The organism is Sinorhizobium sp. CCBAU 05631 (assembly GCF_002288505.1).
In the GTDB taxonomy this organism is placed as follows: Bacteria; Pseudomonadota; Alphaproteobacteria; order Rhizobiales; family Rhizobiaceae; genus Sinorhizobium; species Sinorhizobium fredii_C.
Genome location: NZ_CP023063.1, coordinates 2,874,177 through 2,899,652 on the forward strand (window position 1 = coordinate 2,874,177; position 25,476 = coordinate 2,899,652).

Sequence of the window (25,476 nt, forward strand, 5' to 3'; positions counted from 1 at the left end):
TGCCGGTATCGCCCGGACTGGGACTATGTCCAGGAGTCTTCCATCGCATCGGCGATCAAGTTCAGCACATTCAGCAATTCGTTGGAAAAGTTCTGAAAGCCGAGGAGAAGGGCGACGGAAATCAGGGCCGCGATGAGACCATACTCCACGACGGTCGCACCGTCTCGGCTGCGAAGGAGAGATCTCAGCTTGTCCATGCGTCCTCCGGCCCCATGACGGCGGCGAGGTCCTCGAGGAGCTCCCAACCGTCCTATGGTCAATGGCAGCGAAAGACGCGGGGCTTGCGCGTATTCGCTCGAATCAGCACCCGCTCCTGCTGCCGTTTGCATCGATGATGCAGACGGCGCCCGGCATTTCCTGAAGCACGCTGCGGCGCACGGTGTAGCGCTTCGCCGTGCCGCCGGAGGGAATCGAGCCGGTGGAGATATTGTCGTAGTCGATCGGCGTGTTTGCGAGCATCCGCTTGTCGCCCTTCGATGAAAGCATTGGCGTCAGGATCAGCGTCAGCGCGATCACTGCCGTGCCGAACAGCAGCGACAGATTGAGCACGCCCGTCCGGCGGGACTGGCTCGCCACCAGATCCTTGTCCTGAACTGTCCTCCAGAAATCCTCGTCCACCATTCCAGCCTCACAAACACCTCAGAGAGCGGGGCGAAGCACCCTTCCCAAGCTTCGACCTCACCACAGCTGCCCGAAACCGGCGCGGCCAATGATCGGGGCGCGCCGAAACTGATAGGCTCGATTGTGAAGGAGGGTGATAAACTTTTGATTAATAAATCTTGGAATTTAGGGGAGTTGACCGGCGTTGACGCTCGGTTTTCCTCCCATCACAGACAAATTTATTAATGAGACGCGGCAGCACCCGGAATGCCGCCTTCCGCCCTGCGCCTAAAGGAGATCCATCAGGAACGGGATCAGCGGCTCGTCCGCCGGCGGCATCGGGTAATCACGCAAGGCCTTCGGGCGCACCCATTTGATCAGCTGGCCCTCCCGCCCCTCGGCAAAACCCTCGTAGCGCCGGCAGATGTAGAGCGGCATCAGCAGGTGAAAGTCGTCGTAGCTGTGGCTCGCGAAGGTGAGAGGTGCAAGGCAGGCGACCTTGGTGCGAATTCCGAGTTCCTCTTCGAGTTCGCGGATCAGCGTCTCCTCCGGCGTTTCGCCGGCCTCGACCTTGCCGCCGGGGAACTCCCAGAGGCCGGCAAGCGGCTTTCCTTCGGGCCGTTGCGCCAGGAGAATGCGCCCGTCCGAGTCGACTAGCGCACAGGCTGCAACGAGCACGATCTTCTTTGCCGCTACTTCCATGCGTCAGATCCTCGGCGTGCGATAAAGGTAATCATAAACCTCGGAGAAACCGGCTTTCCGGTAGAGCGCGATTGCTGCCGTGTTGGCGGCTTCCACCTGCAGCCAGGCCTTTCTGGCGCCGCGCAGGCGTGCCCAGCGCAGTGACGCGTCGAGAAGCGCCCTGCCGACGCCCCGGCGCCTGACGGACTCCGCCACCGAGAACTGCATGATGCCGGCCAGGTCGTTGTCGTGAACGACGAGCGACACGGCCGTGGGGCCGAAGTCGCGATCCTCGAAGAGAAAAAGGCCGCATTCGGGTTTGATGGCGTTGATGATCTCGGCCAGCACCGGCTTGGTCGCCGGATCGCCCTTGCCGATCTGGAGCCTCGCGTCGACAAAACGGCCGAGATCCTTGATCGGCAGGTGGTCCATGCCCTCGCCGAGCTCACCCTGCGCGAGATCGAGCTCCATGACGAGGCTGCGGCTGAAGGATGTCCAGGCTTCGCCGTCCATGTAGGCGATGAGTTGCGGCGGTGTGAGCGGGGTCTGCCGGACCGTAAGCGGCCGGCCATGTTCGGCAAAGCGCCGCGCCGCCTTCTCGAGCCGGATGGCAATGTCGCGATAATCGGACGGATCGAGCGGATTGATCGAATTCAGGCGCTTGGAGGGATGCCCGGCGGTCAGTCGTATAAGCCAGCTGCCGTCATAAACGACCGTCGCGGCGGGCCAGGCGCGAAAGCCCACCGCTTCGAGGCGCCGCACACTGGGAAGATCAACCATGCTTGCTCCAACCACCCCGCTCTCGACCGGCGGCCGTCTGTCGTTCGATGTCATATCCCGTCCCGATCAAGCGAGCGACCGCATCAGCTTCTGTAATCGCCGTTGATCTCGACATATTCCTTGGTGAGGTCGCAGGTATAGACCGTTGCGCGACCCGGACCGAGGCCGATGTCGACGCGGATCGGAATGTCCTCGCCCTTCATCACGGCGGTCGCTGCCGCTTCCGAATAGGCCGGATCGCGCTCGCCCTCGACGGCGACGCGGACGTCGCCGAACCAGATCGCCAGCCTGTCGCGCTCGGCCATCTCGCCGGACTTGCCGACCGCCATGACCACCCGGCCCCAATTGGCGTCCTCCCCGGCAACCGCCGTCTTGACAAGCGGCGAGTTGGCGATCGAAAGCGCGATGCGCTTGGCGGCAGCGTCGTTCTCAGCGCCCTCGACGGTCACTTCCACCATCTTGCGCGCGCCTTCGCCGTCGCGCACGACCTGCAGTGCCAGGTCACGCAGCAGGTCGTTGAGCGCCCTCCCGAAGGACTGGAGCCGCGCATCGCCCGCATCCTCCACCCTCGCCTGCCCGTCCTTGGCCGCAGCGCCGGTGGCAAACAGCATCAAGGTGTCGGAAGTGGACGTATCGCTGTCGACCGTCACGGAATTGAAGCTGGGGCCGACGCTGGCCGAAAGCAGCGCCTGCAGTGCGGCGGGTGCGATGTCGGCATCGGTCACCACGAAGGAAAGCATGGTCGCCATGTCCGGCGCGATCATGCCGGCACCCTTGGCGATGCCGTTGATGGTGACCGTGACGCCGCCGATCTCGGCGCTACGGGTCGCGACCTTGGGATAGGTGTCCGTGGTCATGATCGCCTTGGCGGCCTCGAACCAGAAGTCCTCCTTGGCCGATGCCGCGAGCCCGTCGAGCACGCCGGCAAACTTGGTGGCGTCGAGCGGCTCGCCGATCACGCCCGTCGAGGCCAGGAAAATCTCGCCCTCATTGCAGCCGACCGCCCGGGCGGCGGACTGCGCGGTGAGTTCGGTCGCCTCTTTGCCCTTCTTGCCGGTGAAGGCGTTGGCATTGCCCGAATTGACGACCACGGCACGTGCGTGACCGCCCGGGAGATTTCTACGGCAGAAGTCGACGGGGGCGGACGGGCACTTCGAACGCGTGAAGACACCGGCCACCGCCGCCGGCTGATCGAAGACCATAATCAACACGTCAGTGCGGTTCTTGTACTTGATCCCCGCGGCGGCGGTCGCCATGCGCACGCCGCGAAGGGGCGGCATTTCAGCAAAGGTTTTCGGAGCGAGCGGAGAAACGGTACCGGACATGGCGAACCCTGTTTGAATGCCTTTGATCACCATGGTTACGGGCAACCATGGTGATCTTTTCCATTGTTTCAGAGCGGGATGCGCGCGGAACGCCGCGCACACTTTTCCTCATCCCGCTCCAAATGGTGCGAGAAATGCCCGAGCGACATTCAGCCGCCGGGCATCCCGATCCTTGTCTTGACGAGCGGCTGGCGCGACGAACGCCTCTTCTCCGCTCTGGCACGGGACCGTCCTTGAGGTTGGCGGCCCCGAAAAAGCTACTGGCCTTGGCGCGCCTTGCCGGCGTCTTCATAGGCCTTCTTCAGCGCCGGATCGGAAATCTCGACGCCGGTCGCCTTTTTGGCAGTGCCCAGCAGCGCAAGGTACTTGTCGCGCATGACGAGCTGACGAACCTGCGGCTCGACCTGCTCGAGCGTCGGCGGCGCCTGCGGACGCTTGTCCTCGACCAGGATCACGTGGAAGCCGAACTGGGTCTTGACCGGCATCTTTGTATAGCTGCCCTTCTCGAGCGCGAAAGCAGCCGTCTCAAATTCCGGCACCATCCGGCCCTTGGTGAAGTAGCCGAGGTCGCCGCCATCGTCCTTGTTCGGATCGGTGGACTTGGCCTTGGCGAGTTCGACGAAGCTCTTGCCGGCGTCCAGTTCCTTGATGATCGCCTTGGCCTCGTCCTCGGTCTTGACGAGGATGTGGCGGGCCTTGACTTCTTCCTGCGCCGGGATGGCGGCGATTTCCTTGTCGTAGCGTGCCTTGACCTCTTCCTTCGTCACCGCATCGACGACGTGCTTCTTGAAGAAGGCGTTGTGAAGTTCGCGCTCGGTTAGGAAGGCAACACGCTGCTTGAAGGTCGCGTCGTTCTGCAGGCCTTCCTTCTCGGCATCCTTGACGAGCAGCTTGACGTCGATGACGGCGGAAAGGGCTGCGGCGCGCTTCTGTTCGTCGGGCATCCGCTGGAGCTGCGGATCGAGGCTGGTGATCGCGAGATCAAGCTCCGACTGACGGATTTCCTGCCCGCCGACCTTCGCGACGACCGGATCGGTCCCTTCGGCGCGGGCGACGCCTGCGGCCATCATCGCGACCAGCGCCGCGGCCGCCAGGGTCTTGTATCTAGACATGTTTCTTACCTTTCACCATTGGCCGCCAGCGCGATTGCCTCCGGCCCTTCGAGGGGGCTGCACAACACCAGAATGTGGCGGTTCTGTAGCCGTCCGGCCGCGCAAGTGCGTTGACATAATCCGACCCCCCTCTTATCTGTCACGCAACCTCGCGTCCAGAACAGTTTCCGGGCGTTTCACGGCATTAGACGGTTTTTCGAGCCGGACCTGAAACCCCCAGGGCGATAAATAAGGAAAGGACCATTCGGATGGTCAGTCTCGGCGGCCTTGCCCGCAAGTTGTTTGGTTCCGCCAACGATCGCCGCGTCCGCGGCTACCAGGGTCGGGTGGACGCGATCAACGCTCTCGAAGCCGACATGAAAACGCTGAGCGACGAAGCGCTCGCTGCAAAGACGGTGGAGTTTCGGAGCCAACTCGGCGAAGGCAAGACCCTCGACGACCTCCTTGTGCCGGCCTTTGCCGTGGTGCGCGAGGCCGCCCGCCGCGTTCTCGGCCTGCGTCCCTTCGACGTCCAGCTCATCGGCGGCATGATCCTGCACGAGCGCTCCATCTCCGAAATGAAGACCGGCGAAGGCAAAACGCTGGTGGCGACGCTGCCCGTCTACCTTAACGCGCTCGCCGGCAAGGGCGTGCATGTCGTCACCGTCAACGACTATCTCGCCCAGCGCGACGCCAGCATGATGGGGCGGATCTACGGCTTCCTCGGCCTGACGACGGGCGTCATCGTCCACGGCCTCACCGACGAGCAGCGCCGCGACGCCTATGCCTGCGACGTCACCTACGCGACCAACAACGAGCTCGGCTTCGACTATCTGCGCGACAACATGAAATACGAGCGCGCCCAGATGGTGCAGCGCGGTCACTTCTTCGCGATCGTCGACGAGGTGGACTCGATCCTGGTCGACGAGGCGCGCACGCCACTGATCATCTCCGGCCCGCTCGACGACCGCTCGGATCTCTACAATACGATCAATGACTTCATTCCGCTGCTGTCGCCGGAAGACTACGAGATCGACGAAAAGCAGCGCTCGGCCAATTTCTCGGAGGAGGGCACCGAGAAGCTCGAAAACCTCTTGCGCCAAGCCGGGCTCCTGAAGGGCGAGTCGCTCTACGACATCGAGAACGTGGCGATCGTCCACCACGTCAACAACGCGCTGAAGGCGCACAAGCTGTTCACGCGTGACAAAGACTATATCGTGCGCAACGGCGAGATCGTCATCATCGACGAGTTCACCGGCCGCATGATGCCGGGGCGTCGCTACTCCGAAGGTCAGCATCAGGCGCTGGAAGCCAAAGAAAAGGTGCAGATCCAGCCCGAGAACCAGACGCTCGCCTCGGTCACCTTCCAGAATTACTTCCGCATGTACGAAAAGCTTGCCGGCATGACCGGCACCGCGGCGACGGAAGCCGAGGAATTCGGCAACATCTACGGCCTGGAAGTGGTCGAAGTGCCGACCAATCTGCCGATCAAGCGCCTCGACGAGGACGACGAGGTCTATCGCACCGCGGGCGAGAAGTACAAGGCGATCATCGACGAGATCAAGGCGGCCCACGAGCGCGGCCAGCCGATGCTCGTCGGCACCACCTCGATCGAGAAGTCCGAGCTGCTCGCCGATATGCTGAAGAAGAGCGGCTTCTCGAAATTCCAGGTGCTGAACGCCCGTTACCACGAGCAGGAAGCCTATATCGTCGCCCAGGCCGGCGTGCCGGGCGCCGTCACCATCGCCACCAACATGGCCGGCCGCGGCACCGACATCCAGCTCGGCGGCAACCCGGACATGCGCATCCAGCAGGAACTGGCCGAGGTCGAGCCCGGCCCCGAGCGCGATGCGCGCGAAAAGGCGATCCGCGAGGAGGTGCAGAAGCTCAAGGACAAGGCGCTCGCCGCCGGCGGCCTTTATGTCCTTGCCACCGAACGCCACGAAAGCCGCCGCATCGACAACCAGTTGCGCGGCCGCTCCGGCCGCCAGGGCGACCCGGGCCGCTCGAAGTTCTTCCTGTCGCTGCAGGACGATTTGATGCGCATCTTCGGCTCCGACCGCATGGACGGCATGCTGCAGAAACTGGGCCTCAAGGAGGGCGAGGCGATTGTCCATCCGTGGATCAACAAGGCGCTCGAACGCGCCCAGAAGAAGGTCGAGGCCCGCAACTTCGACATCCGCAAGAACCTCTTGAAATATGACGACGTGCTCAACGACCAGCGCAAGGTCATCTTCGAGCAGCGTCTCGAACTCATGGACGCGGAAAGCGTCACCGAGACGGTCACCGACATGCGCAACGAAGTGATCGGGGATATCGTCGCCAAGCGCATTCCCGAGCGAGCCTATGCCGAGCAGTGGGATGCGGAAGGACTTAAGGCCGACGTCCAGCAATACCTCAACCTCGACCTCCCGATCACCGAATGGGTCGCCGAGGAAGGGATCGCCGAGGACGACATTCTGGAGCGCATCACCGCCGCCGCCGACAAGGCCGCCGCCGAGCGCGCCGAGCGCTTCGGGCCGGAGATCATGCAATATGTCGAGCGCTCGGTCGTGCTGCAGACGCTCGATCACCTCTGGCGCGAGCACATCGTCAACCTCGACCATCTCCGCTCGGTCATCGGCTTCCGCGGCTACGCCCAGCGCGACCCGCTGCAGGAATACAAGTCCGAAGCCTTCGAGCTCTTTCAGGCCTTGCTCGTCAATCTCCGCCAGGCGGTATCGGCGCAGCTGATGCGCGTCGAACTGGTGCGCGAGGCGCCCCAGGAGCCGCAGCCGCTGCCACCTATGGAAGCCCATCATTTCGACCCGATTACCGGCGAGGACGACTTCGCGCAGGCGGCGCTTGGCGCCGCCTCCCCGGCAAAGCGCAACGCCGCAGACCCCTCCACTTGGGGCAATGTCGGGCGCAACGAGCCCTGCCCCTGCGGTTCGGGGAAGAAATACAAGCATTGCCACGGAAGCTACGAAGCCTGACGAGATGCCGCCTCCGGGCGGCATTTTCGCGTCCGAGACCGCGCCGCAGAGCGGCCTGCTGAACCGTTTGTTAACGCTGTTCTGGCAGAAGTGATGCCCTGTATTGCGTAATCTCAGGGTGTCTTCGTGTTGATGGCGGTATGTCAAACGGCCGGACGAATGCTGCCGTCGGCGCTGAGGCACCGCCTGTCCGATTCCGTGCAGCGGCTCCTGCCCGTGCTCACCGGCTCCGATACCCGCAGTCGCGCCCAGCGCATGGCGCTGATCTCCTTTGCGATCCGCATCCTAAGCGCGGCAATCGCCTTCGCCTCGCAGATCTTTCTCGCGCGCCTGATGGGCGAGTTCGAATACGGCATCTTCATCTTCGTCTGGGTGATGACGGTCCTGTTCGGCAATCTCTCCTGCCTCGGGCTCCCCACCGCGGTTATCCGGTTCCTGCCGGGATACAGCACCACTTCGGAGCTTGCGGAAATCCGCGGCCTGACGACGACGGCGCGCATCTTCGCCCTCCTTTCCGCAACCGCCCTTGCCGCGATCGGCGCAGCGGGTCTGTGGCTCTTCGGCACGGCAATCGAGAGCTACTACTTCGTGCCCCTCTATCTCGGCCTCATTACCCTGCCGATGATTGCGCTCGGCGACGTGATGGACGGCACGGCGCGCGCCCATAGCTGGCCGGTTGCGGCAATGAGCCCGACCTTCCTCGTGCGGCCTTTGCTGATCCTCGCCTTCATGGTCCTGGAAACGGTCGCGGGCCTGCCTTCCTCTGCAACGACGGCGATGGCCGCAGCGCTTGCCGCGACCTATTTGACGACGCTCGGGCAGTTCGCAATAATGGTCTGGCGGCTCGACCGGCACTACCTTCCCGGCCCGATGAAAATCGAACTCAGCCGCTGGCTGCGCGTCTCGATCCCGATATTCCTCGTCGACGGTTTCGGCTTCCTCTTGACCAATTCCGACGTCGTGATCGTCGGCCTCTATGTGAAGCCGGACGACGTGGCGATCTACTTTGCCGCCGCGAAGACCATGGCGCTCGTCCATTTCGTCATGTTCGCGGTCAGGGCGGCCGCCGGCCCGCGCTTTTCGGCGGCCATGGCAGCGCGCGACCGGCATCAATTGGCGGAGATCGCCATCGAAAGCGCCCGCTGGTCGTTCTGGCCGTCACTCGCTATCGGCTGCACCGTCGTGCTGGCGGGTCCGCTGCTGCTGTCGCTGTTCGGCCCGGCCTTCCCCGCCGGTGCTCCGCTGATGGCGATACTGCTCACCGGTATCCTCGCCAAGGCCTTTGTCGGCCCCGCCGAGACCCTGTTGACGATGGCCGGACGGCAAAAGCTCTGCGTCATCCTCTATGTGGCCGCGCTCGGTGCCAATGTCGCGCTCAACGTCACGCTCATTCCGCTCTTCGGCTTGACCGGAGCGGCCTCAGCGACCGCGGGCGCGATGTTCGTGGAGGCGGCGATCCTGCATGTGGCGGTGAGGCACACCTTTGGTTTCACGCTCCTGGCACTTGCCGGCGCAAGGAGCGGTCATGACGAAAACGAGGCAATCAAGCCATGAACGGCAACATCCAGTTCCCCGGGGAAGCGAACGGAAGCGCGAACCGCCTGCTTGGCGGCCTGGCGCAACCGGCCGCCGATCCGACGCAGGCCGAACGGACCTTGATGGTGGGCAGGTCCGGCCGGCATCTGGCCATCTACCAGGCCCGCTCCGGCTACGAACTGCAGCGGGAGCTCGACTTCCTATCCAACCGGGCGATCGAGCCGAACGTCTTCTTCACTGGCCGCTTCCTGGCGCCCGCCATGCCACGGCTGGAGGATCGGGTGATTCGCCTCGCCGTCATCCGCGACAGCAACGAGCGCAGCAGCCGCCTGCGCTTCCTGATGCCTTTCTCGATCGAAAAGCCGGGCTTCTCGATCGGCGCGCCGATCATTCGCGGCTGGTCCAATCCCTTCGGCCCCTTGGGCGTGCCGCTGCTTGACGCGGAAGACGCCGTCGAGACGATCAGCAACCTTTATACGGCGCTCGCCTCGCCCTCCTCCGGCATGCCGCAGGTGCTGGTGCTGCCGGACGTGCGCCTCAAGGGCAAATTCGCGCAGCTCGCCCGGGCCGTGGCGATCGGCGAGAACCTGCCGCTGACGGTGACCGATACATTCGAACGGCCGATGCTCGAAAGCCTGCTCGACGGTCCAAGCTATCTGCGCCAGGCGATCAGCCGGGCGCATTTCAAGGAACTGCGACGCCAGTGGAACAATCTCGAAAAACACGGCAACCTCGCCTACAGCGTCGCGCGTCAACCGGAGGAGATCCGCTGGCGGCTGGAGGAGTTCCTGGCGCTCGAGGCCTCCGGCTGGAAAGGCCGCGAACGCAGCGCCATGATCATGGACCGCTTCCGCGCCGCCTTCGCCCGGGAAGCAATCACCAATCTCGCCGAAGCCGACAGCGTCCGCATCCACACGCTCGATCTCGACGGCAAGGCGATCGCCGCGATGGTCGTGCTCATGATGGCCGGCGAGGCCTATACCTGGAAGACCGCCTATAACGAGGACTACGCGAAATATTCGCCGGGCAAGCTGCTCTTGGCCGAACTCACCGAATGGCACCTCGACGACGCCAATATCGCCCGCTCCGATTCCTGCGCCGTGCCCGACCATCCGATGATCGCCCGCTTCTGGCAGGAGCGCGAGGAGATGGGGACGCTGGTGATCGGCCTGCAGCAGAACCGCGACCGCGACGTGCGCCAGGTGGCGGCTCAGCTTCACCTCTACCGCAACACCCGCAACATGGCGCGGCTACTGCGCGAGAAGATCCGCGCGCTGGCCGGGCGCTGATGGGGCGGAATCAGCGGTCGCGCGCTGCCTCCACCTCGGCAGCAGCCCTCTCCCGCAACAGCCGCCGGATCACCTTGCCCGAAGTGGTCAGCGGCAGGCTGTCGACGAACTCGATCTCGCGCGGATATTCGTGCATGGAGAGCCTGTTCTTCACCCAGTCGCGGATCGCAGCCGCGGTCTCTTCGGCTGCGGCGACACCGGGCTTCAGCACCACATAGGCCTTGACGATCTCGGTGCGGATCGGGTCCGGCTTGCCGATCGCCGCGGCCATCTGAACGTCCGGGTGGCCGACGAGACAGTCCTCGATCTCGCCGGGGCCGATCCGGTAGCCGGACGAGGTGATGACGTCGTCGTCGCGGCCGAAAAAGGTGAAGTAACCCTCCTGATCCATGACGCCCTGGTCGCCGGTGGTCATCCAGTCGCCGATGAACTTCGCCTCGGTCGCCTTGACGTTTCGCCAATAGCCCAGGAACATCACCGGATCGGGGCGCTTGATCGCGACTTGGCCGGTCGTGCCCGGCGGCAGCACACGCCCCTCGCCGTCGATGATCGCCACCTCATGGCCGGGTGCGGCCTTGCCCATCGAGCCCGGTTTCAATACTCCGAGGTCGGCGGCCGACGAAATGACGATGTTGCATTCCGTCTGGCCGTAGAATTCGCTGACCTCGACGCCGAGCGCCTCCTTCGCCCAGTCGAAGGTCTCGCGCCCGAGCGCTTCGCCGGCCGAGCCGATCGTTCTCAGATCGAGCCTGTAGCGGTCGCGGGGCCGATCGACGGATTTGAGCAGCCTGAGCGCCGTCGGCGGAATGAAGGCGTTGCGCACATTCATCTCTTCCATGATGCGGAATGCCATATGCGGATCGAACTTCTGCGCCGGCGAGGAAACCACCGGCACGCCGAAGAACAGCGACGGCAGCAACGCGTTCAAGAGCCCGCCCGCCCAGGCCCAATCGGCCGGCGTCCACATCCGGTCGCCCGGCTGAGGCAGGAAGTGATGGTGAAACTGGAAACCCGGCAGATGGCCGAGCACCACGCGGTGGCCGTGCAGCGCCCCCTTCGGCGGGCCGGTCGTCCCGGACGTATAGATCATCAGCGCCGGATTGTCCGGCCCGGTATCGGCGGCGGCAAAACGGCCCTCGCCCGCCGCCAGCCGGTCGAAGAGCACCGTATCGGGCAGTTCCTCCTCTTCCGCCAGCACCACCAGCCGTAGCTCCGGCAGTTCGCTTCGGAACGCCGCAAGCCGCTCGTAGCCGAAGCGATTGGTGACGACCGCCGTCGCCCCGGCGTCCTGCAGCCGGTAGCTGAGCGCCTCGACGCCGAAAAGCAGCGCCAGCGGCAGGGCGATCGCGCCGAGCTTGTAGATCGCCGCATGGGCGATTGCCGCTTCGAAGCCCTGCGGCAGCAGAATGGCGACCCGATCGCCCGGCTTGATGCCGTGCGCGGCAAGCCCGCCGGCAAAGGCCGAGGAGCGAGCCGCGAAGGCGCCGTATGTCAGTGAATGAGGTTCGGTGTCCGGGCTGAAATGCTGCAGGCAGATACGTTCAGGGTCACGCGCCGCCCATGCGTCGCTGACGGCGACGCCGATATTGAACCTCTCCGGAATCCGCCAGCGGAATTCGCGATAGAGGTCGTCGTATGTGTCGATCTTCGGTAGCATGGGCCGCGCTGGAGTTTGCTGCAGCGCAGCAGCTAACACTTTCGCCCCGTGGAATTCAATGGGTGCGGGCCGGGTGAAGGAACTCGGAACAGGGACGAGGTCCGCTGGCATCTTGCCTGATAGAGCGAAAGCGCCGTTTCCGGTATAGTGCGGAGCTCAAGCGACCTCAGCCCGACGGCGGTCGGAGTCAAAGTCGTGCCAACCCATGCTGCATGACCTCCACATGACGCGGTAGGGAGGAGTATTCCATGGCAAACCAGATCCGGCCGCTGCAGCCGGGAGAACCCGCCCCCTCGTTCGCGCTCGCCGCGGCCAACCCTGAAGGAATGGTCTCTCTTGCCGATTTGCGCGGTCGCCCGTTCCTGATCGGCTTCTTTCGCGGTTTGCACTGCCCGTTCTGTCGACGTCAGGTGGAACAGCTTGCCGGCCTCCAGCCAGCGCTACGCGCCGCCGGGATAGAGACCCTGGCGGTGATCAACACGCCGGTCGAACGCGCTCGCCTCTATTTCCGCCATCGGCCGACGCCGGTAACGCTCCTGTGCGACCCGGATTGCCACACGCACCGGGCCTTCGGCGTGCCGCGGGGCGAATTCCTGCCCGATGGCAGCAGCGAGCGGCCCGAATGGCCCCATCGCGCATCGATGGCGCAGTTCGAGGCGGCTCGCATCAATCCTGCCGGCGTGTTCCCGGAGCCTTTGCAGCCCATGGAAGCCAACGTTGTCCTCAACGCCAGCGACGGCTTCGAGCTCGACGAAGCGGACAAAGCGATCCTGGCGGACCATGGCACCCAGCTCGTCGGGCATTATCTGGTCGACGCCACCGGCATCGTCGGCTGGGCGCAAATCGAGGCGCGCGACGGGCCGAACGACCTCTGCACCTTCCCAACCGCGGCGCAGATCCTTGCCGCCGCCGAAAACCTCGGACGCTGACCCGGAGCGGAAGTCCGCCGGAGTATCTTTTTCGGTGACGAAAGACGGGGTAGCAAGTGGTGCCCCATGCCGAAGAAAAGTAAGCTCGCTGAATCAACCGCGTGTCAAATTGTGGGACAAAAGCGAATGCCTATGTTTCATTATGTTTCTCGCCGCGCATGTCTCACATTATGAAACGCTCTCCCGTCGCCAGGCTGGCGAAAAGTAAATGTCCGAGGTCAGCGCCATGCATGTGCCCGTCTCAGGTTTGCGCAGCTGCTCGTTGATCGGCTTCGCCCCGTGCCGGGGACGGTATCGAGCCTGCCCATCCCAGCGCCCGGCCGACTATACGCACAGGAGTAATTACTTTTCTGGCTATCGCGGCTGCGGGTTCCACGCTGAGAATTGCAGGCGCCCAAGATACGTAGGCGCGCGGACCCAAGCCGCACCCATAGGGCCTTGAGCTAGGCCTTCGCCGAGCCTGTAAAACCAAAGCCTTTCCCAGAGAAGGCGGCGATTTGAAGGCTAAATTTCCTGCCGCGAATAACCACTCGTCTCGGCCACGTCGGGCGGTGCACGTCTGAAGCCGCGCGAATACGGCGGCTGAAAGCTTTCCCGGACGATTTTATCAACATCCCTTAGAGCGGCAAGCAGTCCGCGACCGACCCTCGGCGCTAACAAGGCGCTGGGCAACTCGTTGGCGATCAACGCGGTGCGTTGCATCGGCCAGCACATTCAGACACATCGAGGATCAACAGGTGCTGTCATGAGCATTGCCATCATGTCTCTACTGTTCAAGAAGCAACTCCGGTCGGCTAGTCGCAAGATGTTGCCGTACGGCTGGCCGATTTCGCTGATGACGATGGTCGAGGGATCTGGCCCACCGTCACGAGGCTGGCAAAGGAAACGGAGTTGTCGACGCGCACGGTGAAGCGCATTCTTGCAGAGTTCGTCGCCGAGGGGCTGCTCATTATCCGCAAAAGAGGCGGCGCGGGTGCGGGCGTTCCGACGCGCTATGACTTCAATATGGAGGCGATCGCGCGGCTCAAACCAGCGACAGCTCCGCCGGCAGAAGTGTGCCATGATGACACCCTTAATGGCTCTGAAGGGTGCCATCCTGGCACACCTAATGGCATTGCGAGGGTGACACCCGAGACGTTTAAGGGTGACACTGATAGCAAAGAAGGGTGCCACGCTGTCACCCAATCCATAAGAGATCCGCTAACAGAGCCACCAGAACCACCAGAAGAAAGAGAGGGCGCGTGTAGACGTGATGCGGGAGCGAGTCCACGTTCGGACGATCCAGCGTAAGCGCGTAGGTCACCCCACGTATCTTTGAGGCCGCTGAACGCGCATTCTCTGCATGAGTCATGCGGAGAAACCTATGAGCGACAGTGTGAATCATCATCGAACATTCGAGGTCCTGACGGCGGAGCCGGTGCAGTCTCGACGCAAGCCGCGTCATTGGTCGGACGAGGAGAAGGCGCAGCTTGTCGCCGAAGCGCTCTCGCCGGGGGCCAATGTGTCGGCGATTGGGCGATCTCAGGGACTGGACCCGTCGCAGCTCTATGCGTGGCGTCGCAAGGCGCTTTCGTCGGGAATGGTTGCGCCATTGACGGAGGAAGCGAGCGCGCCAGTCAAGTTCACGCGCTTTGAAGCGGTGGGCAGTTCGATGGTGGAAATCGTCGTGGGCGATGTCGTGGTGCGCGCCGGCGCCGATGTCGATGCCGATCACCTGACGAAGATTCTCCGGGTGGTCCGCAAGGCATGATTGCTTCCGGTGTGGTGGTTTACGTGTCGTGCCAGCCGGTCGACTTCCGCAAGGGAGCCGCGTCTTTGATGGCGCTGGTGCGGGATGGCGGCCTCGACCCGTTCAATGGTTCGCTTTACGTGTTCCGGTCGAAGCGGGCGGACCGTGTTCGCATCGTCTGGTGGGACGGCTCAGGCGTCTGCCTCTATTCGAAAACTCTGGAAGAGCAAAGCTTCTGCTGGCCCTCGATATCGGCGGCGCGGATGCGCCTCGACCATTCCCAGTTGATGGCGCTTCTGGCTGGGCTCGATTGGAAAAAGATCCGCCCGGCCAAGATCAGGCGGCCGTTGTTGACGGGCTGAAACCGGCCTGCGACATGATGAATCATGTGGCTGTAACGGTTGGGAAAACGGCTTTTTTTGTGCTCTATTGCCTCCCATGGTTTTGCCTGTTTCCGATCTTCCCGACGACGTCGATGCGCTGAAAGCGATGATCCTCGCAATGGCCGAGGAGCGAGCTGCGAACGAGGCCCGACTTGCAGCCGCGGCGGCAGAGGTCGCGCGGCTGCAGGCCGTCGAGAAAAGCGCCAACGAGCGGATCGCCAACCTCACGTCGATCCTGAAAGTCTTGCAGCGCACGCAACATGGCACGCGTTCCGAGCGGCTGCGCCTGGCCGTCAACGACGAACAGGTGTCCTTTGCGTTCGAGGAGGTCGAAACCGGCCTTTCGGCAATCCAGAGCGAACTCAACCGCGCGGCCGGGGACAAGCCGAAGCGTGCGCCGCGTCCGCGCAAGGGCTTTGCCGCTCACCTCGAACGCATCGAGGAGGTTATCGAGCCGGAAGTCCCGGCCGACTGCGCGGGGCTGGAAAAGGTTCTGATCGGCGAGGACCGCTCCGAGCGGCTGGACGTCGTGCCGCCGAAGTTCCGGGTCATCGTACTCGCCGCCCCAAATACGCTTTCCGGGGCCGCGACGGCGTGGTTCAGGCCTTAGCGCCGGCACACCTCATCGAAAGCGGCCTGCCGACGGAGCGGCTGCTTGCCTATATCGCCGTGTCGAAATACGCCGACCGCCTTCCGCTTTACCGGCAGGAGGCGATCTATCTGCGCGATGGCGTCGAGGTCAGCCGGTCGTTGATGGCGCAGTGGATGGGGCATCTGGGCTTCGAATTGCAGATGCTCGCCGATTATATCCTCGAGCGCGTCAAGGAGGGCGAAAGGGTCTTCGCCGACGAGACGACCTTGCCCACCCTTGCCCCCGGTTCCGGAAGAACCACCAAGGCCTGGCTGTGGGCTTACGCACGCGATGATCGACCCTATGGCGGAACCAGCCCGCCGATGGTGGCCTACCGCTTTGAGGACGGCAGGGGCGCCGATTGCGTGGCGCGTCATCTCGCCGGATTCAGCGGCATCCTGCAGGTGGATGGCTACTCGGCCTATCCCAACCTGAGCAAGGCGCGGGCCAAAACCGGCAGCAATGAAACGATCCAGCTCGCAGGGTGCTGGGCGCACCTGCGTCGCAAGTTTTACGACCTGCATATCAGCGGGGTCTCGCAGGCCGCGACGGATACAATCATCGCCATGACCGAGTTGTGGAAGCTTGAGGATGAGGTTCGCGGCAAGGATGCCGAGAGCCGGGCGGCGCGGCGTCAGGAAAAATCCGCGGCCATCGTCGCCAGCCTCTTCGAGTTGTGGGAAAAGGAACTGGGCAAGGTCTCGGGAAAACCCAAAACCGCCGAGGCGATCCGCTACGCCCTCACCCGACGAGAGGCGTTGGAACGCTTTCTGACGGACGGTCGCATCGAGATCGACTCCAACATCGTCGAGCGCGCGATCAGGCCCCAAACAATTACGAGAAAGAACAGTCTATTCGCCGGCAGCGAGGGTGGTGGACGAACCTGGGCGACGGTGGCCACCTTGCTGCAAACCTGCAAAATGAATGGCGTCGATCCGCTCGACTGGCTCTCCCAAACCTTGACCCGCATTGCTCAAGGCTGGCCAGCATCCGAAATCGAAGGGCTCATGCCCTGGAAGTTCAAGCCTGACGTTATCGGCTGACCGCTTACGATCCAGCGGAGTTCATAAAGCGAGTAAAAGCGCTCGAGATCGGAACGAAGAACAACCTATGGCCAGAAGCGATCGCCTCATCGACCGCGTGGGCGGTGCAACAGTTTGGGGATTTGACGCCCGAGGAACGGCTGCTGGCTGAGGAGTGGCGCGACGCCTACCTCGCCGCGTGCAAGGCGCAAAAGGTCAAGCCGGTGCCGCTGGGCGTCTATCTGCGTGATCGAAAGTTTCTCGATGCACAGGCACGAGCCGGAGAGGAGTCAACCGTAGAGACGATCAAGGTGTCGCCATTTGGGCCGGTCTGGGCCGCTCAGAGGATGCTGGCTCTGCTTGCCGGACCGGAGGCAATTGATTCCCCGACAACATCAAAGATCGCGTGCGGGAGAATTACGAAAACTTGCGCCGAACCAGCGTCAGTAGAGCGAATAGGTATTTGATCTGCCACCGGGTTCGCCTGGCCGACGATGGGTCGTTAATCTTTCCGGAGAATTTGGTGGAGGCGGAGCGGCGACGGAGAGTGTGCGAGGAGGGATATCCCGAGGTCAACCGGCTGCACGAGCGGCCCGACTCGGCCGATCCACGCTTCGCGGCGCTGGCCGATCTTTGCGAGCCGGTTCGGGTCGACTCTGAGCCTTACCGGCAATGGCGGCAGCATCACGAGGCGGTCGGCTGGCCGTTTATTCCGGATCCCGGGTTTGTACCTGTGGTGTTTTCCCGAGGGGCGGGCGCCAAGCCTTGGAGAAATTCAGGACAGCGGCGCTGGCGGCTATAGGAGGATCTTAGCCGGCTCTCACCTAGGGCCCTGGGTCCTTCCTGAGCCGAAACTGAATGCGGGAGGGGCGGCAGCGCAGGTGACTCAGCTGTGAGCCGTTCCGGGGCGCGTGATTCTGGTCTTGTTGTTTTTTCGTCTTAGCACGAGAGGGAGATCCTCGCGTCCTCCGAGCGGGAGCGGCCTTCGCGGCTGCCTTAAGCGTTCCTCAAACCACGCCGTTAGTTCAGCGCTTATGCGGATCTGATAGTGATGATTGATCGTATTTGACGAGGCTCGCCGGGAGGCGGCGATGTTTTTAGCAGCAAATCCTGATTTCACAGCTCAGATTGGCCGACAGCCAACCTATCCTGGACGCCGGAAGAAGCAGCATTTCATCGAAGGCTATTTGCAGGCCGGACTTCCACTTGGCGGTAGTGGCCAAACAGCCGGGCAACAGTGACAAGCAGCCACGTCTGAGACCCGGCCAGCTCCCGCGCACCTTATGACAAGGCGCTCCTTGCCCGATATGTCGAAGGTCTCCGACTCGCAGGCCTCCCGGAGTGAGCGTTATTCGTGGCACAGTGCTCCATGCCGCGAAGCTGAATAAACGGACGTAGACTGACCCGACGGCGCAAAAAACCTGAGCCAAGCTGCGCCCGCAGTTCCGCGTTCGACCCTCAGCCGACCTTGACCCGCCGGGTCATGAATGGCAGCCCTACGCCCGCAACCGTCCCTTCTTCAACTTCCGAGCAAGCCTTATCAGAGCATCGCGAAAGCGACGATCATCAATCCAAAGATGCCCACCGCGATGATCGTTTTCGTTGTCCTATCCATCGTTACCTCCAGCGGGCCAGCGGACCGCGCGGTCGTCGCTGGCCTGAGAACCGCTGTTCACCTATGATGCACGGCTGCCTTTGGGCTGCGACACAGTTGCCGGTGATTCCACCTATACCTGTCCCCTACGGTCGGAAAAGCCTTTCGACAATCCGCGGGATGTCGTTTCTCGTTATGCCGATGTCCTCGAGCAGCCTGTCGTCGAGGTTGTGAAGCGCGGCGGCCGCCCGCCTCCGCTGCCGGCGTTGCAGCGCACGTAGAAAAAATCCCGCGACAGTCACCCCGAGACTGCGCAGCGTCGGGTCCCGGCGGGCTTGGGTTGGTGAGTGTTCGTGTGCGGACATCGTTGCCCTCCATTCGCAGTAGTGATCGGCCCAGTCGCGTGGTCCGCAGAAGCGACGCGGCGAACGGGCGTTCGGGAAGCATCAGCGGCCTGCAGACGCGGCGGCGCCCGCTTGAGCGCACCGCCGGCGCGTAGCCGCGTGCCGGACTGTCTATGTGAGAGGGGATCCCCGAGGCGGCGAACGCGTGCGTTCGAGCCGCTCGGGGTTACGGTCGCGTCAGCAGGGACGCTGAGAGGACCAGGTATTTCTTGTGTCGACGTGAACTAGTCATACCTCCGATATGGTCACTTGAGGCAAAGGCTTCAATCGGTCGAGATGCGGCCTTTGGACGCTGGCTAGTCGATTGTAAAATCGCGCGAATCCGCAGCTCCAGCCGACAGGGCGCTTGCGCCCAGGAGTTGCTTGATGGGCGCTGCCGTCGCTCTCTGACGCAGGCGGAGGCGGCTCGTCACCGCCGGTTCCAACCGCGCCCACAGCGCGGTGACGGTGCTTCCGATCAGCACTTGCGCCAGGGGCCCAGTCCCTCTACGCGAGCCACGATCAAATTCGGCCCGCTCCTTGGCCACAGCAGCCAGGATCGCGGCCTCCACCGGCCCCTCCTCCACTACCACTGAGGAGCGGAGCCCTTCGATAGAGGCGAGTTCCTGGCGCAGGAGATCCGCTTCGCGCATCGCGGCTGTGCGGTACGTTTCACCTGCGACGGGTGATATCTGAGGCCCTTATCGTTAAGCGCGTGAACGGCCGTCAGGCTGGCGTTCCACTCGATCGCTAGCTGGATTGCGCGCTCCTGTGTTGGATCGCATCTTGCGCTGAAGTCGGTCGCGAGGATGATGTGGCCTGGTTTCAGCCGGCCCGCTGCGGGTACTGCATTTCCGGATATTATCCTTGGGCGACATCCTGACTGCGATCTAACGGATCCTTGGCGATAACGTCGAGGTTATCACCATTGGGGTGCCTGGAAGCGCAAGAGCTTGAAAATCAATCCGGATCACGTTGATCTTCTGTAGGCCATCCTTTTCTGTTTCGACAGCAATTACCCGACCCGCTCTCAATCCGAGCAACCCCAATCCCAAAGGCGACTCTACCGAGACAGTGTAATTAGGAAAGTTCTGGCTCTCATTGCGGACTACATTGGCAGTTCTCGGTACACCTGCATCGACGCAGAAGGTCACGCGACTGTTTATCGTCACGACATCATCGGGGACATTTCGCGGGGAGCAAATTTCAGCCTGCACCAGCTTTCTTCTGAGCAATCGGCGGTAGGCATTGTCGCTCGTGGTCTGATCAAGAATTTCTCTGAGCACCGCATGGTCGTTTGACGTTAGATAACACTGAAGCCGATTGCTCATGTCAGAACTCCTTGGAGCAGATCTGCTCCGGCAAAACTAACTGATCTCAGTTCGATCTCCCTGGCCGCTGGTCTCATGGCGCCAGGGCCCAAGTCCTGAGATGGAGCTACCGACTTCAGTCCGAAAACGACGGAGTCGTTGAAGCAGATGAAATCCGGGTCGTCTGCGGTTAGCAGACGATAGACAGCCGATGCACCGTCAGTGCTGCGTCGATTCCCTAGACGAAGGCTAGTCACACTCAACGCAGGCCTTCTGAACGTGGCGTGTCCACTCAGGCCAGGATACTTCCCTACAACTCGCTTAACTCGCGCCATCACCAGTCCTCTCGGGTCCGCTCAAAGGCGAGCCCCGCGGTTCCTCTTTTCGCGATCCTCGTTCTGCGAGCCTCTTGAATTCGCTCCGCCTGTCGTTTGGTGAAAGGCCCCATCGGCTGGGTCTTCTGGTCGCCGCAGCGGACCTGGCAATACCACCTGATGCCATCGTGCGAGAAGATGTCGACTGACGTAGAGGTCTCATGCGGCTCTTGCCTCGCGATCTCCTCGATGAAAATGATCGACCTCGAAAAGTGCTTGGCGGGCGTGGTCCTGTGCAAGCCAGGAGCCGGATTGCGGTCGGGCGACGTTGACATGGTTGACCTCCTTTCTTCACTGCGGCGGTGCGGGCCGTTGGCGCCTGCCCGTCACCAGACGACCATTTCATGCTCCATTGCCACCTCGAACATCAGATTTTCGATGTCCCGGGATATCGAAGCGGCAGCCAGTACGCGTCCGTCGCGCTTGAAGCGCAGCAGACAATCCCTGCCGGAGATGTCGCCTTCGACCATGATCTCGTCCCATCGCTCCGCATGGCCGACATAATTGATCCTGACGTCGTAGTGCTGGCTCCAAAAGAACGGCACGGCTGCAAACTTCTCGCTCCGGCCGAGCATATTCAGCGCCGCGGTCTGCCCTTGCCTCTCTGCCACCACCCAATGTTCGACGCGAATGTTCTCGCCGCTATGGGGATCGGGCCAGCGCGCGATGTCACCGGCCGCGAAGATCCCCGGTTCGCTTGTTTCCAGTAAACTGTTCACGACGACGCCGCGGTCGGTAGCCAACCCTGCCGTTTCGGCGAGCTCCGTCCGTGGCCGCACGCCGATGCCGGCGACCACGAGGTCCGCGGCCAGCGTGTCGCCGCCGCGAAGCTTCACCTCGCTGCCATTGATGCTGCTTGCCATCTCCTCGAGGTGGAAAACGGCTCCATTCTTCTCGTGAAGGGTCCGGATGAAGTCGCCCATCTGTGAACCCAGGACCCGCCCCATCGGGTGTTTGTCCGGTGCGACGACATGGACGTCGACGCCGCGAGCGCGCAGGGCCGCGGCGACTTCGAGGCCAATAAAACTCGCTCCAAGCACGACGGCGCGGCGGGCCGTCGTCGCCTGTTCGATTATGGCCCGGCAGTCAGCGAGAGAGCGCAGCGTGTGAACGTGGGGCCGGTCGGCGCCTGGAATGGTCAGGCGAACCGGCTCTGCACCGGTCGCCAGCAGCAATTTGTCATAAGGGACGCAGTCTCCGTCCGCGAGCATGACCTCGCGCGTCCGCGGCTCGATCCGAACCGCTCGCGTCCCGAGACGGAGATCGATCTGGTTCTTGGAATAGTAGCTCTCCCCCCGTAGCGGGACCCAGCTCTCCGGGGCCTTGCCGGCAAGGTAGTCCTTTGAAAGGTTCGGCCGGTCGACAGGCGCCGCCTCATCGTCGCTGAGCATGACAATGCTGCCACGATATTGCTCTCGCCGAAGCATTTCCGCAGCAGCAAAGCCGGCTGCGCCGCCGCCGAGGATGACGATCTTCTCCGGCTTTGCCTCGACGGGGAGCTCGCTCGTTGCCGCTTCCGCACGCTTGCGCTTGCCAACGACGAAGAGATTGCCGTCGCGCTGTTCTACCCACCAGCATGCCAGCGGCCTGAAAGCGGGTGCGCGCAGGGCCTCCCCGGTTCTCAAGCTGAAACATGCGTGATGCCATGGGCAGCGGACGGTGTCACCCGCCACCAGTCCTTCGGCGAGCGGACCGTTGTAGTGCGTACAATGCGCGTCGACGGCAAAAACTTCAGCCCCGCGGCGCACAAGCAGCACCTGCGCATCGCCGCAATGGCCGACCAGATTGCTGCCGTCAGGAAGATCGGCAAGTCTGATGCCCCGTGCCAGATCAGGCCCAGTCATGCTTCTGTGCTCAGCAGCCATTCGGTTCTCCTTGGCTATCGAGATGGCGCCCGCTGCGGGGGCTGAAAGCGACTCTGCGGGTCGCGGCCTTTCATCTCGCCAGCCAGTTTGTTGCTGCTGCGTCTGTTAAGCAAACGAATTTAATCGCCCGTTGCGTGCAGTATTTCTGCTAGATTGCTCATGACAAACGGCCAACACGACATCTAAAGAATGGCTTGCCCGCTCCTCCCCCAGTCGGCGAGGAAGGACGCCAGTCCTCTCTCGGTAAGCGGGTGATTGCTCAGACTCCTGAGCACTCCCGGTGGTACCGTTGCAATATCGGCACCGGCCATTGCAGCCTGCGTGACATGCAGCGGTGTACGAATTGAGGACGCCAGAATTTCCGTATTGAAGGACTCGTCGTTGTTGTACATCGCCCGGATCTCCCGGACGACTTCCATGCCATCGAGGCCGATGTCGTCGAGCCGGCCGACGAAAGGCGAGATGTAGCCCGCACCGGCTTTCGCCGCGAGCAAGGCCTGGTTAGCTGAAAAGCAGAGCGTGACATTGACCTTCAGCCCGCTTTCGCTGAGTGCCCGGCAAGCCCTGAAGCCATCCCAGGTCGAGGGCACCTTGATGGCCACATTGGGAGCAATGCCGGCCAACTGCTCCCCCTCGGCGACCATGCCGCCGAACTCGGTCGCGGTGACCTCCGCCGAGACCGGGCCCTTGATCGCCTCGCAGATCTCCTTGATAACCTCCCGGATCGGCCGGCCGGCCTTTGCGATCAACGACGGGTTCGTGGTCACCCCGTCGACGACTCCTGCGGCGGCGAGCTCGCGGATTTCGCCAATATCGGCTGTATCGACAAAAAACTTCATCGTTTTTCTCCTGGCGTATGCGCGTGAAGCGGCGGCGAGCGTTCTTCGGGTCGGCCGCCCGAGTGATTTCGTCATCGCAGGCATGATCACATCGCCCTATGTTTTTAACTATGGGTCGCAGGGAACGATGTGGACGAGCGGCAAAATCTCCGAGAAGGATGTCAAACTGAAACGCGCCTATGAGAGTCCGACGGACAGTGACGGCAAGCGTATCTTGGTTGACCGGCTGTGGCCGCGCGGAATCAGGAAGACCGATGCGGCAATTGATCATTGGGCGACGGAGCTGGCGCCAAGCACTGAGCTGCGGAAATGGTTCGCTCACGATCCCTCCCTTTGGGAGGAGTTCCGCCGGCGATATGCCGCTGAGATCGAGGCGCATCGCGAGGAACTTGATCGATTGCACGACCTGGCACTTATAGATCCGATCACGCTTGTCTATGCGGCGCGTGACGAGACGCACAACGATGCCGTCGTTCTCAGGGAGTTCTTGCTGGCACATCGATAAAATGCCCTATCTAGGTGTCGGGAACGACGACGGTCGACGTAGGACCGCGTTGCTGCGCATGACGAGTGGGCCAACCGCGCCGCGCCGAACAAGGAGGGCACGCGCCTTTGGCCCGTTTCCACGCAGCATGCAGCGCTAGCACTGCTGGATTCCAGCGAAGCTTACGGCTCGACTAGTATTTAGCAAACGAATTTGATTGACATTTAAGCGCAACTTTTATGCTATACTGTGATGGACATTGAGCTCGCCCGTACTTTCTTGGAAATAGTTTCAACGGGAAGTTTTATTCGAGCCGCCGAGCGCTTGAATGTTGCTCAGACGACGGTCAGCGCGCGGATTCGTCACCTCGAACAACTGCTTGGCCGGCCGCTGTTTATTCGGAACAAGGGCGGCGCATCTCTAACGCCGGCGGGCGAGCAGTTCCTGCGCCACGCGCCAACCTTCGTCCAGTTATGGCAGCGCACTCGTCAACAGGTCAAAGTGCCGACAGGGCGCCGAGCGGTGCTGACGGTCGGCAGCGAAGTCACTCTTGCGCAACCCCTGCTGCTGAGCTGGGTTCGATGGATTCGCCAGTTTCTCCCCGATATCGCGCTTCGCGTCCATGTCGACGTGCCCCAGGATCTGATCAATCAGGTCGCCTCGGGAATGGTCGACGTGGCGATCATGTATGCTCCCCAGCATCGACCCGGCCTTAGAATCGACCTGCTAATGGAAGAAAAGCTCGTGCTCGTCACAACCGATCCGGAAGCGAAGCGCCTTGAGGAGACGAGTTACGTCTACATGGATTGGGGGCCGGATTTCGGGCGGCAACACGACATGAATTTCCCGGATGTCGCACCGGACCTCTCTTTCGATCTCGGTCCGCTTGCTCTCGGCTATGTCCTTGCGAGCGGCGGCTCAGGCTATTTCAGAATGAGCGCGGTGGAGCCGCATTTAGCTGCCCGTGAGCTCTACCTCGTACCCGACATGCCGCAATACTCCTATCCGGTTTACTCGGTGAGGTCGGCAAATGCCGATGAGAGTGTCGTGGGACCTGCCCTTGCGGGCTTGCGAGCGATCTCCGAAGGCAACATCGAGGCCTAAGTGACCGCCTCGGGCAATGGAAACAGCAGATCGACTGTGGTTCCGGTGCCTCGTTCACTGGCAATGCTCAGATGGCCGCCGACCATCTGCATGAAAGTGCGCACCTGCGCTAACCCCATTCCGGTGCCGTTCTCGCCCTTCGTCGTGAAGAACGGGTCCAGCACCTTTTGCAGAACTTCCTGTGGCATGCCGCAGCCGTGGTCCTTAACGCGAAGCCGGGCGTAGGTACCCGGCGCCGGCCCGCCTTGCGCACAATTCGTCGCGACGAGCCGCTCCGTTCCGATCCAAATCTCACCGCCGCCTGGCATTGCATCACGAGCGTTAAGGACAAGATTGAGAACGGCGGCGTCAAACAACGCCTGATCGATCAGACACCTTGGAATGTCGGAACCCAATGCGAGCCTGACGCGGATGCTAGGTCCCGCGCCATACCGGAGGAATGGCCCGGAAGAGCTGACGAGCTCATTCAGGTCGCGCACTTGCAGGTCGGGTTCTCTATCGTCTGCAAAAGCGAGCAACTGCGATATCAGTTCGACGCCCCGATCGACGCCTTCCCGCGCCGCCGCGATAAAGGCGCGTACGCTCTCCGGCTGGTCGGCTTTTCTTTCGGCGAGCCTCAGGCCCGATTCGACGATTGCCAGGATGTTCCTGAGGTCATGGGCGATACCGCCGGTCATCTCCCCCAAAGAGGCAAGCCGGCGGATTGCGCTTTCTTTTTGTTTGGCAGTCTGTGTGCCGCCGCTGGCCTCCGCCTGCGATTGCAGCAGGTCTGCCCGAAATGCCATTTCTGTCATGACGGCCCCTCATGGTTTCCGATGCCGTTCGGACACTACTGTCCCCGCACCATCTCCTTCATCTGTCCGCTCGTCGGCTGGACACCGCCGAGACGCGCGGC

The 25,476-nt window shown here is 62.5% G+C and carries 22 protein-coding genes and 1 pseudogene; 12 read left to right on the plus strand and 11 right to left on the minus strand.

Annotated elements, in window-relative coordinates; genetic code table 11:
- Window positions 1–23: 23 nt before the first annotated feature.
- The 6 genes from SS05631_RS14100 to SS05631_RS14125 all read right to left on the minus strand — a co-directional run bounded on the left by SS05631_RS14100 (window position 24) and on the right by SS05631_RS14125 (window position 4,498).
- Window positions 24–197 (minus strand): Flp family type IVb pilin, encoded by a 174-nt coding sequence (locus SS05631_RS14100; RefSeq protein WP_037426562.1) that lies wholly within the window; start codon window positions 195–197, stop codon window positions 24–26.
- 103 nt (window positions 198–300) lie between these two features.
- Complete coding sequence (locus SS05631_RS14105; RefSeq protein ID WP_037388500.1) at window positions 301–621, minus strand: hypothetical protein; 321 nt, start codon at window positions 619–621, stop codon at window positions 301–303.
- Between the two features lie 267 nt (window positions 622–888).
- On the minus strand, window positions 889–1,302 hold the full coding sequence (mutT, locus tag SS05631_RS14110) for an 8-oxo-dGTP diphosphatase MutT (RefSeq protein ID WP_037426561.1): 414 nt from the start codon (window positions 1,300–1,302) through the stop codon (window positions 889–891).
- A 3-nt stretch (window positions 1,303–1,305) separates the two neighbouring features.
- Window positions 1,306–2,115 carry a GNAT family N-acetyltransferase gene (locus SS05631_RS14115; protein WP_037426558.1) on the minus strand — a complete coding sequence of 270 codons (810 nt, stop codon included), beginning with the start codon at window positions 2,113–2,115 and terminating at the stop codon, window positions 1,306–1,308.
- Window positions 2,116–2,144: 29 nt separating this feature from the next.
- Window positions 2,145–3,386 (minus strand): bifunctional glutamate N-acetyltransferase/amino-acid acetyltransferase ArgJ, encoded by a 1,242-nt coding sequence (argJ, locus tag SS05631_RS14120; protein ID WP_037426570.1) that lies wholly within the window; start codon window positions 3,384–3,386, stop codon window positions 2,145–2,147.
- 257 nt (window positions 3,387–3,643) lie between these two features.
- Entirely contained in the window at window positions 3,644–4,498 is an 855-nt protein-coding gene (locus SS05631_RS14125; RefSeq protein ID WP_037426556.1) for a peptidylprolyl isomerase, read from the minus strand.
- Between the two features lie 248 nt (window positions 4,499–4,746).
- Between SS05631_RS14125 and secA the strand changes: the two genes are divergently transcribed.
- From secA to SS05631_RS14140, 3 genes are all read left to right on the plus strand, one after another.
- Window positions 4,747–7,452: a preprotein translocase subunit SecA gene (gene secA / locus SS05631_RS14130; RefSeq protein WP_037426554.1), complete on the plus strand. Its 2,706-nt coding sequence runs from the start codon at window positions 4,747–4,749 to the stop codon at window positions 7,450–7,452.
- A 159-nt stretch (window positions 7,453–7,611) separates the two neighbouring features.
- Window positions 7,612–9,006: a lipopolysaccharide biosynthesis protein gene (locus SS05631_RS14135; RefSeq protein WP_172900180.1), complete on the plus strand. Its 1,395-nt coding sequence runs from the start codon at window positions 7,612–7,614 to the stop codon at window positions 9,004–9,006.
- Entirely contained in the window at window positions 9,003–10,277 is a 1,275-nt protein-coding gene (locus SS05631_RS14140; RefSeq protein ID WP_037426551.1) for a GNAT family N-acetyltransferase, read from the plus strand. The genes SS05631_RS14135 and SS05631_RS14140 overlap by 4 nt, the downstream gene beginning before the upstream one ends.
- Window positions 10,278–10,287: 10 nt before the next feature.
- Here SS05631_RS14140 and SS05631_RS14145 read toward each other — a convergent pair whose 3' ends face one another.
- Window positions 10,288–11,934: an AMP-binding protein gene (locus tag SS05631_RS14145; RefSeq protein WP_037426549.1), complete on the minus strand. Its 1,647-nt coding sequence runs from the start codon at window positions 11,932–11,934 to the stop codon at window positions 10,288–10,290.
- Between the two features lie 248 nt (window positions 11,935–12,182).
- Here SS05631_RS14145 and SS05631_RS14150 point away from each other — a divergent pair, with 248 nt between their 5' ends.
- The 7 genes and pseudogenes from SS05631_RS14150 to SS05631_RS31045 all read left to right on the plus strand — a co-directional run bounded on the left by SS05631_RS14150 (window position 12,183) and on the right by SS05631_RS31045 (window position 17,869).
- Window positions 12,183–12,863, plus strand: coding sequence for a redoxin domain-containing protein (locus SS05631_RS14150; RefSeq protein WP_037426546.1), 681 nt, complete (start codon window positions 12,183–12,185; stop codon window positions 12,861–12,863).
- 873 nt (window positions 12,864–13,736) lie between these two features.
- Window positions 13,737–14,153, plus strand: a complete 417-nt coding sequence (locus SS05631_RS31040) for a hypothetical protein (protein ID WP_244412411.1) — start codon at window positions 13,737–13,739, stop codon at window positions 14,151–14,153.
- Between the two features lie 73 nt (window positions 14,154–14,226).
- The gene (locus tag SS05631_RS14155) at window positions 14,227–14,613 is read left to right on the plus strand and encodes a transposase (RefSeq protein ID WP_037426543.1); all 387 of its coding nucleotides are present in this window, start codon (window positions 14,227–14,229) and stop codon (window positions 14,611–14,613) included.
- Window positions 14,610–14,954 (plus strand): IS66 family insertion sequence element accessory protein TnpB, encoded by a 345-nt coding sequence (gene tnpB, locus SS05631_RS14160; protein WP_018099743.1) that lies wholly within the window; start codon window positions 14,610–14,612, stop codon window positions 14,952–14,954. The genes SS05631_RS14155 and tnpB overlap by 4 nt, the downstream gene beginning before the upstream one ends.
- A gap of 76 nt (window positions 14,955–15,030) precedes the next feature.
- Window positions 15,031–16,649 (plus strand): annotated as a pseudogene (locus tag SS05631_RS14165) (IS66 family transposase).
- Window positions 16,650–16,753: 104 nt separating this feature from the next.
- Window positions 16,754–17,095 carry a hypothetical protein gene (locus SS05631_RS31420; RefSeq protein ID WP_050988442.1) on the plus strand — a complete coding sequence of 114 codons (342 nt, stop codon included), beginning with the start codon at window positions 16,754–16,756 and terminating at the stop codon, window positions 17,093–17,095.
- Window positions 17,096–17,719: 624 nt separating this feature from the next.
- Entirely contained in the window at window positions 17,720–17,869 is a 150-nt protein-coding gene (locus tag SS05631_RS31045; RefSeq protein WP_157213234.1) for a hypothetical protein, read from the plus strand.
- Window positions 17,870–19,495: 1,626 nt separating this feature from the next.
- Here SS05631_RS31045 and SS05631_RS14185 read toward each other — a convergent pair.
- The 3 genes from SS05631_RS14185 to fsa form a co-directional block, all read right to left on the minus strand.
- Window positions 19,496–19,936: a GreA/GreB family elongation factor gene (locus SS05631_RS14185; protein WP_083854358.1), complete on the minus strand. Its 441-nt coding sequence runs from the start codon at window positions 19,934–19,936 to the stop codon at window positions 19,496–19,498.
- Between the two features lie 679 nt (window positions 19,937–20,615).
- Entirely contained in the window at window positions 20,616–22,154 is a 1,539-nt protein-coding gene (locus tag SS05631_RS14195; RefSeq protein ID WP_037427287.1) for an FAD-dependent oxidoreductase, read from the minus strand.
- Window positions 22,155–22,336: 182 nt separating this feature from the next.
- A complete protein-coding gene (gene fsa / locus SS05631_RS14200) occupies window positions 22,337–22,993 on the minus strand; it encodes a fructose-6-phosphate aldolase (RefSeq protein ID WP_037427289.1) in 657 nt (218 codons plus the stop codon).
- A gap of 127 nt (window positions 22,994–23,120) precedes the next feature.
- On the opposite strand from fsa, the gene SS05631_RS14205 reads away from it, so the two are divergent.
- On the plus strand, window positions 23,121–23,498 hold the full coding sequence (locus tag SS05631_RS14205; protein WP_037427291.1) for a DUF488 family protein: 378 nt from the start codon (window positions 23,121–23,123) through the stop codon (window positions 23,496–23,498).
- Window positions 23,499–23,729: 231 nt separating this feature from the next.
- Window positions 23,730–24,581: a LysR family transcriptional regulator gene (locus tag SS05631_RS14210; protein ID WP_037427293.1), complete on the plus strand. Its 852-nt coding sequence runs from the start codon at window positions 23,730–23,732 to the stop codon at window positions 24,579–24,581.
- On the opposite strand, the gene SS05631_RS14215 is transcribed toward SS05631_RS14210, so the two are convergent.
- A complete protein-coding gene (locus tag SS05631_RS14215; protein ID WP_083854359.1) occupies window positions 24,578–25,375 on the minus strand; it encodes an ATP-binding protein in 798 nt (265 codons plus the stop codon). The two genes, SS05631_RS14210 and SS05631_RS14215, sit on opposite strands and share 4 nt — an antisense overlap.
- Window positions 25,376–25,476: the final 101 nt, after the last annotated feature.

Bases quoted from the DNA above. Each gene is read 5' to 3' on its own strand.
- mutT (WP_037426561.1), bottom strand. From the start codon at position 1,302: ATGGAAGTAGCGGCAAAGAAGATCGTGCTCGTTGCAGCCTGTGCGCTA.
- argJ (WP_037426570.1), bottom strand. From the start codon at position 3,386: ATGTCCGGTACCGTTTCTCCGCTCGCTCCGAAAACCTTTGCTGAAATG.
- fsa (WP_037427289.1), bottom strand. From the start codon at position 22,993: ATGAAGTTTTTTGTCGATACAGCCGATATTGGCGAAATCCGCGAGCTC.
- SS05631_RS14140 (WP_037426551.1), top strand. From the start codon at position 9,003: ATGAACGGCAACATCCAGTTCCCCGGGGAAGCGAACGGAAGCGCGAAC.
- SS05631_RS14195 (WP_037427287.1), bottom strand. From the start codon at position 22,154: ATGGCTGCTGAGCACAGAAGCATGACTGGGCCTGATCTGGCACGGGGC.
- SS05631_RS14100 (WP_037426562.1), bottom strand. From the start codon at position 197: ATGGACAAGCTGAGATCTCTCCTTCGCAGCCGAGACGGTGCGACCGTC.
- SS05631_RS14155 (WP_037426543.1), top strand. From the start codon at position 14,227: ATGAGCGACAGTGTGAATCATCATCGAACATTCGAGGTCCTGACGGCG.
- SS05631_RS31045 (WP_157213234.1), top strand. From the start codon at position 17,720: ATGTTTTTAGCAGCAAATCCTGATTTCACAGCTCAGATTGGCCGACAG.
- SS05631_RS14185 (WP_083854358.1), bottom strand. From the start codon at position 19,936: ATGAGCAATCGGCTTCAGTGTTATCTAACGTCAAACGACCATGCGGTG.
- SS05631_RS14115 (WP_037426558.1), bottom strand. From the start codon at position 2,115: ATGACATCGAACGACAGACGGCCGCCGGTCGAGAGCGGGGTGGTTGGA.
- SS05631_RS14105 (WP_037388500.1), bottom strand. From the start codon at position 621: ATGGTGGACGAGGATTTCTGGAGGACAGTTCAGGACAAGGATCTGGTG.
- SS05631_RS14210 (WP_037427293.1), top strand. From the start codon at position 23,730: ATGGACATTGAGCTCGCCCGTACTTTCTTGGAAATAGTTTCAACGGGA.
- SS05631_RS14215 (WP_083854359.1), bottom strand. From the start codon at position 25,375: ATGACAGAAATGGCATTTCGGGCAGACCTGCTGCAATCGCAGGCGGAG.
- SS05631_RS14145 (WP_037426549.1), bottom strand. From the start codon at position 11,934: ATGCTACCGAAGATCGACACATACGACGACCTCTATCGCGAATTCCGC.
- SS05631_RS14135 (WP_172900180.1), top strand. From the start codon at position 7,612: ATGCTGCCGTCGGCGCTGAGGCACCGCCTGTCCGATTCCGTGCAGCGG.
- secA (WP_037426554.1), top strand. From the start codon at position 4,747: ATGGTCAGTCTCGGCGGCCTTGCCCGCAAGTTGTTTGGTTCCGCCAAC.
- tnpB (WP_018099743.1), top strand. From the start codon at position 14,610: ATGATTGCTTCCGGTGTGGTGGTTTACGTGTCGTGCCAGCCGGTCGAC.
- SS05631_RS14205 (WP_037427291.1), top strand. From the start codon at position 23,121: ATGTGGACGAGCGGCAAAATCTCCGAGAAGGATGTCAAACTGAAACGC.
- SS05631_RS14150 (WP_037426546.1), top strand. From the start codon at position 12,183: ATGGCAAACCAGATCCGGCCGCTGCAGCCGGGAGAACCCGCCCCCTCG.
- SS05631_RS14125 (WP_037426556.1), bottom strand. From the start codon at position 4,498: ATGTCTAGATACAAGACCCTGGCGGCCGCGGCGCTGGTCGCGATGATG.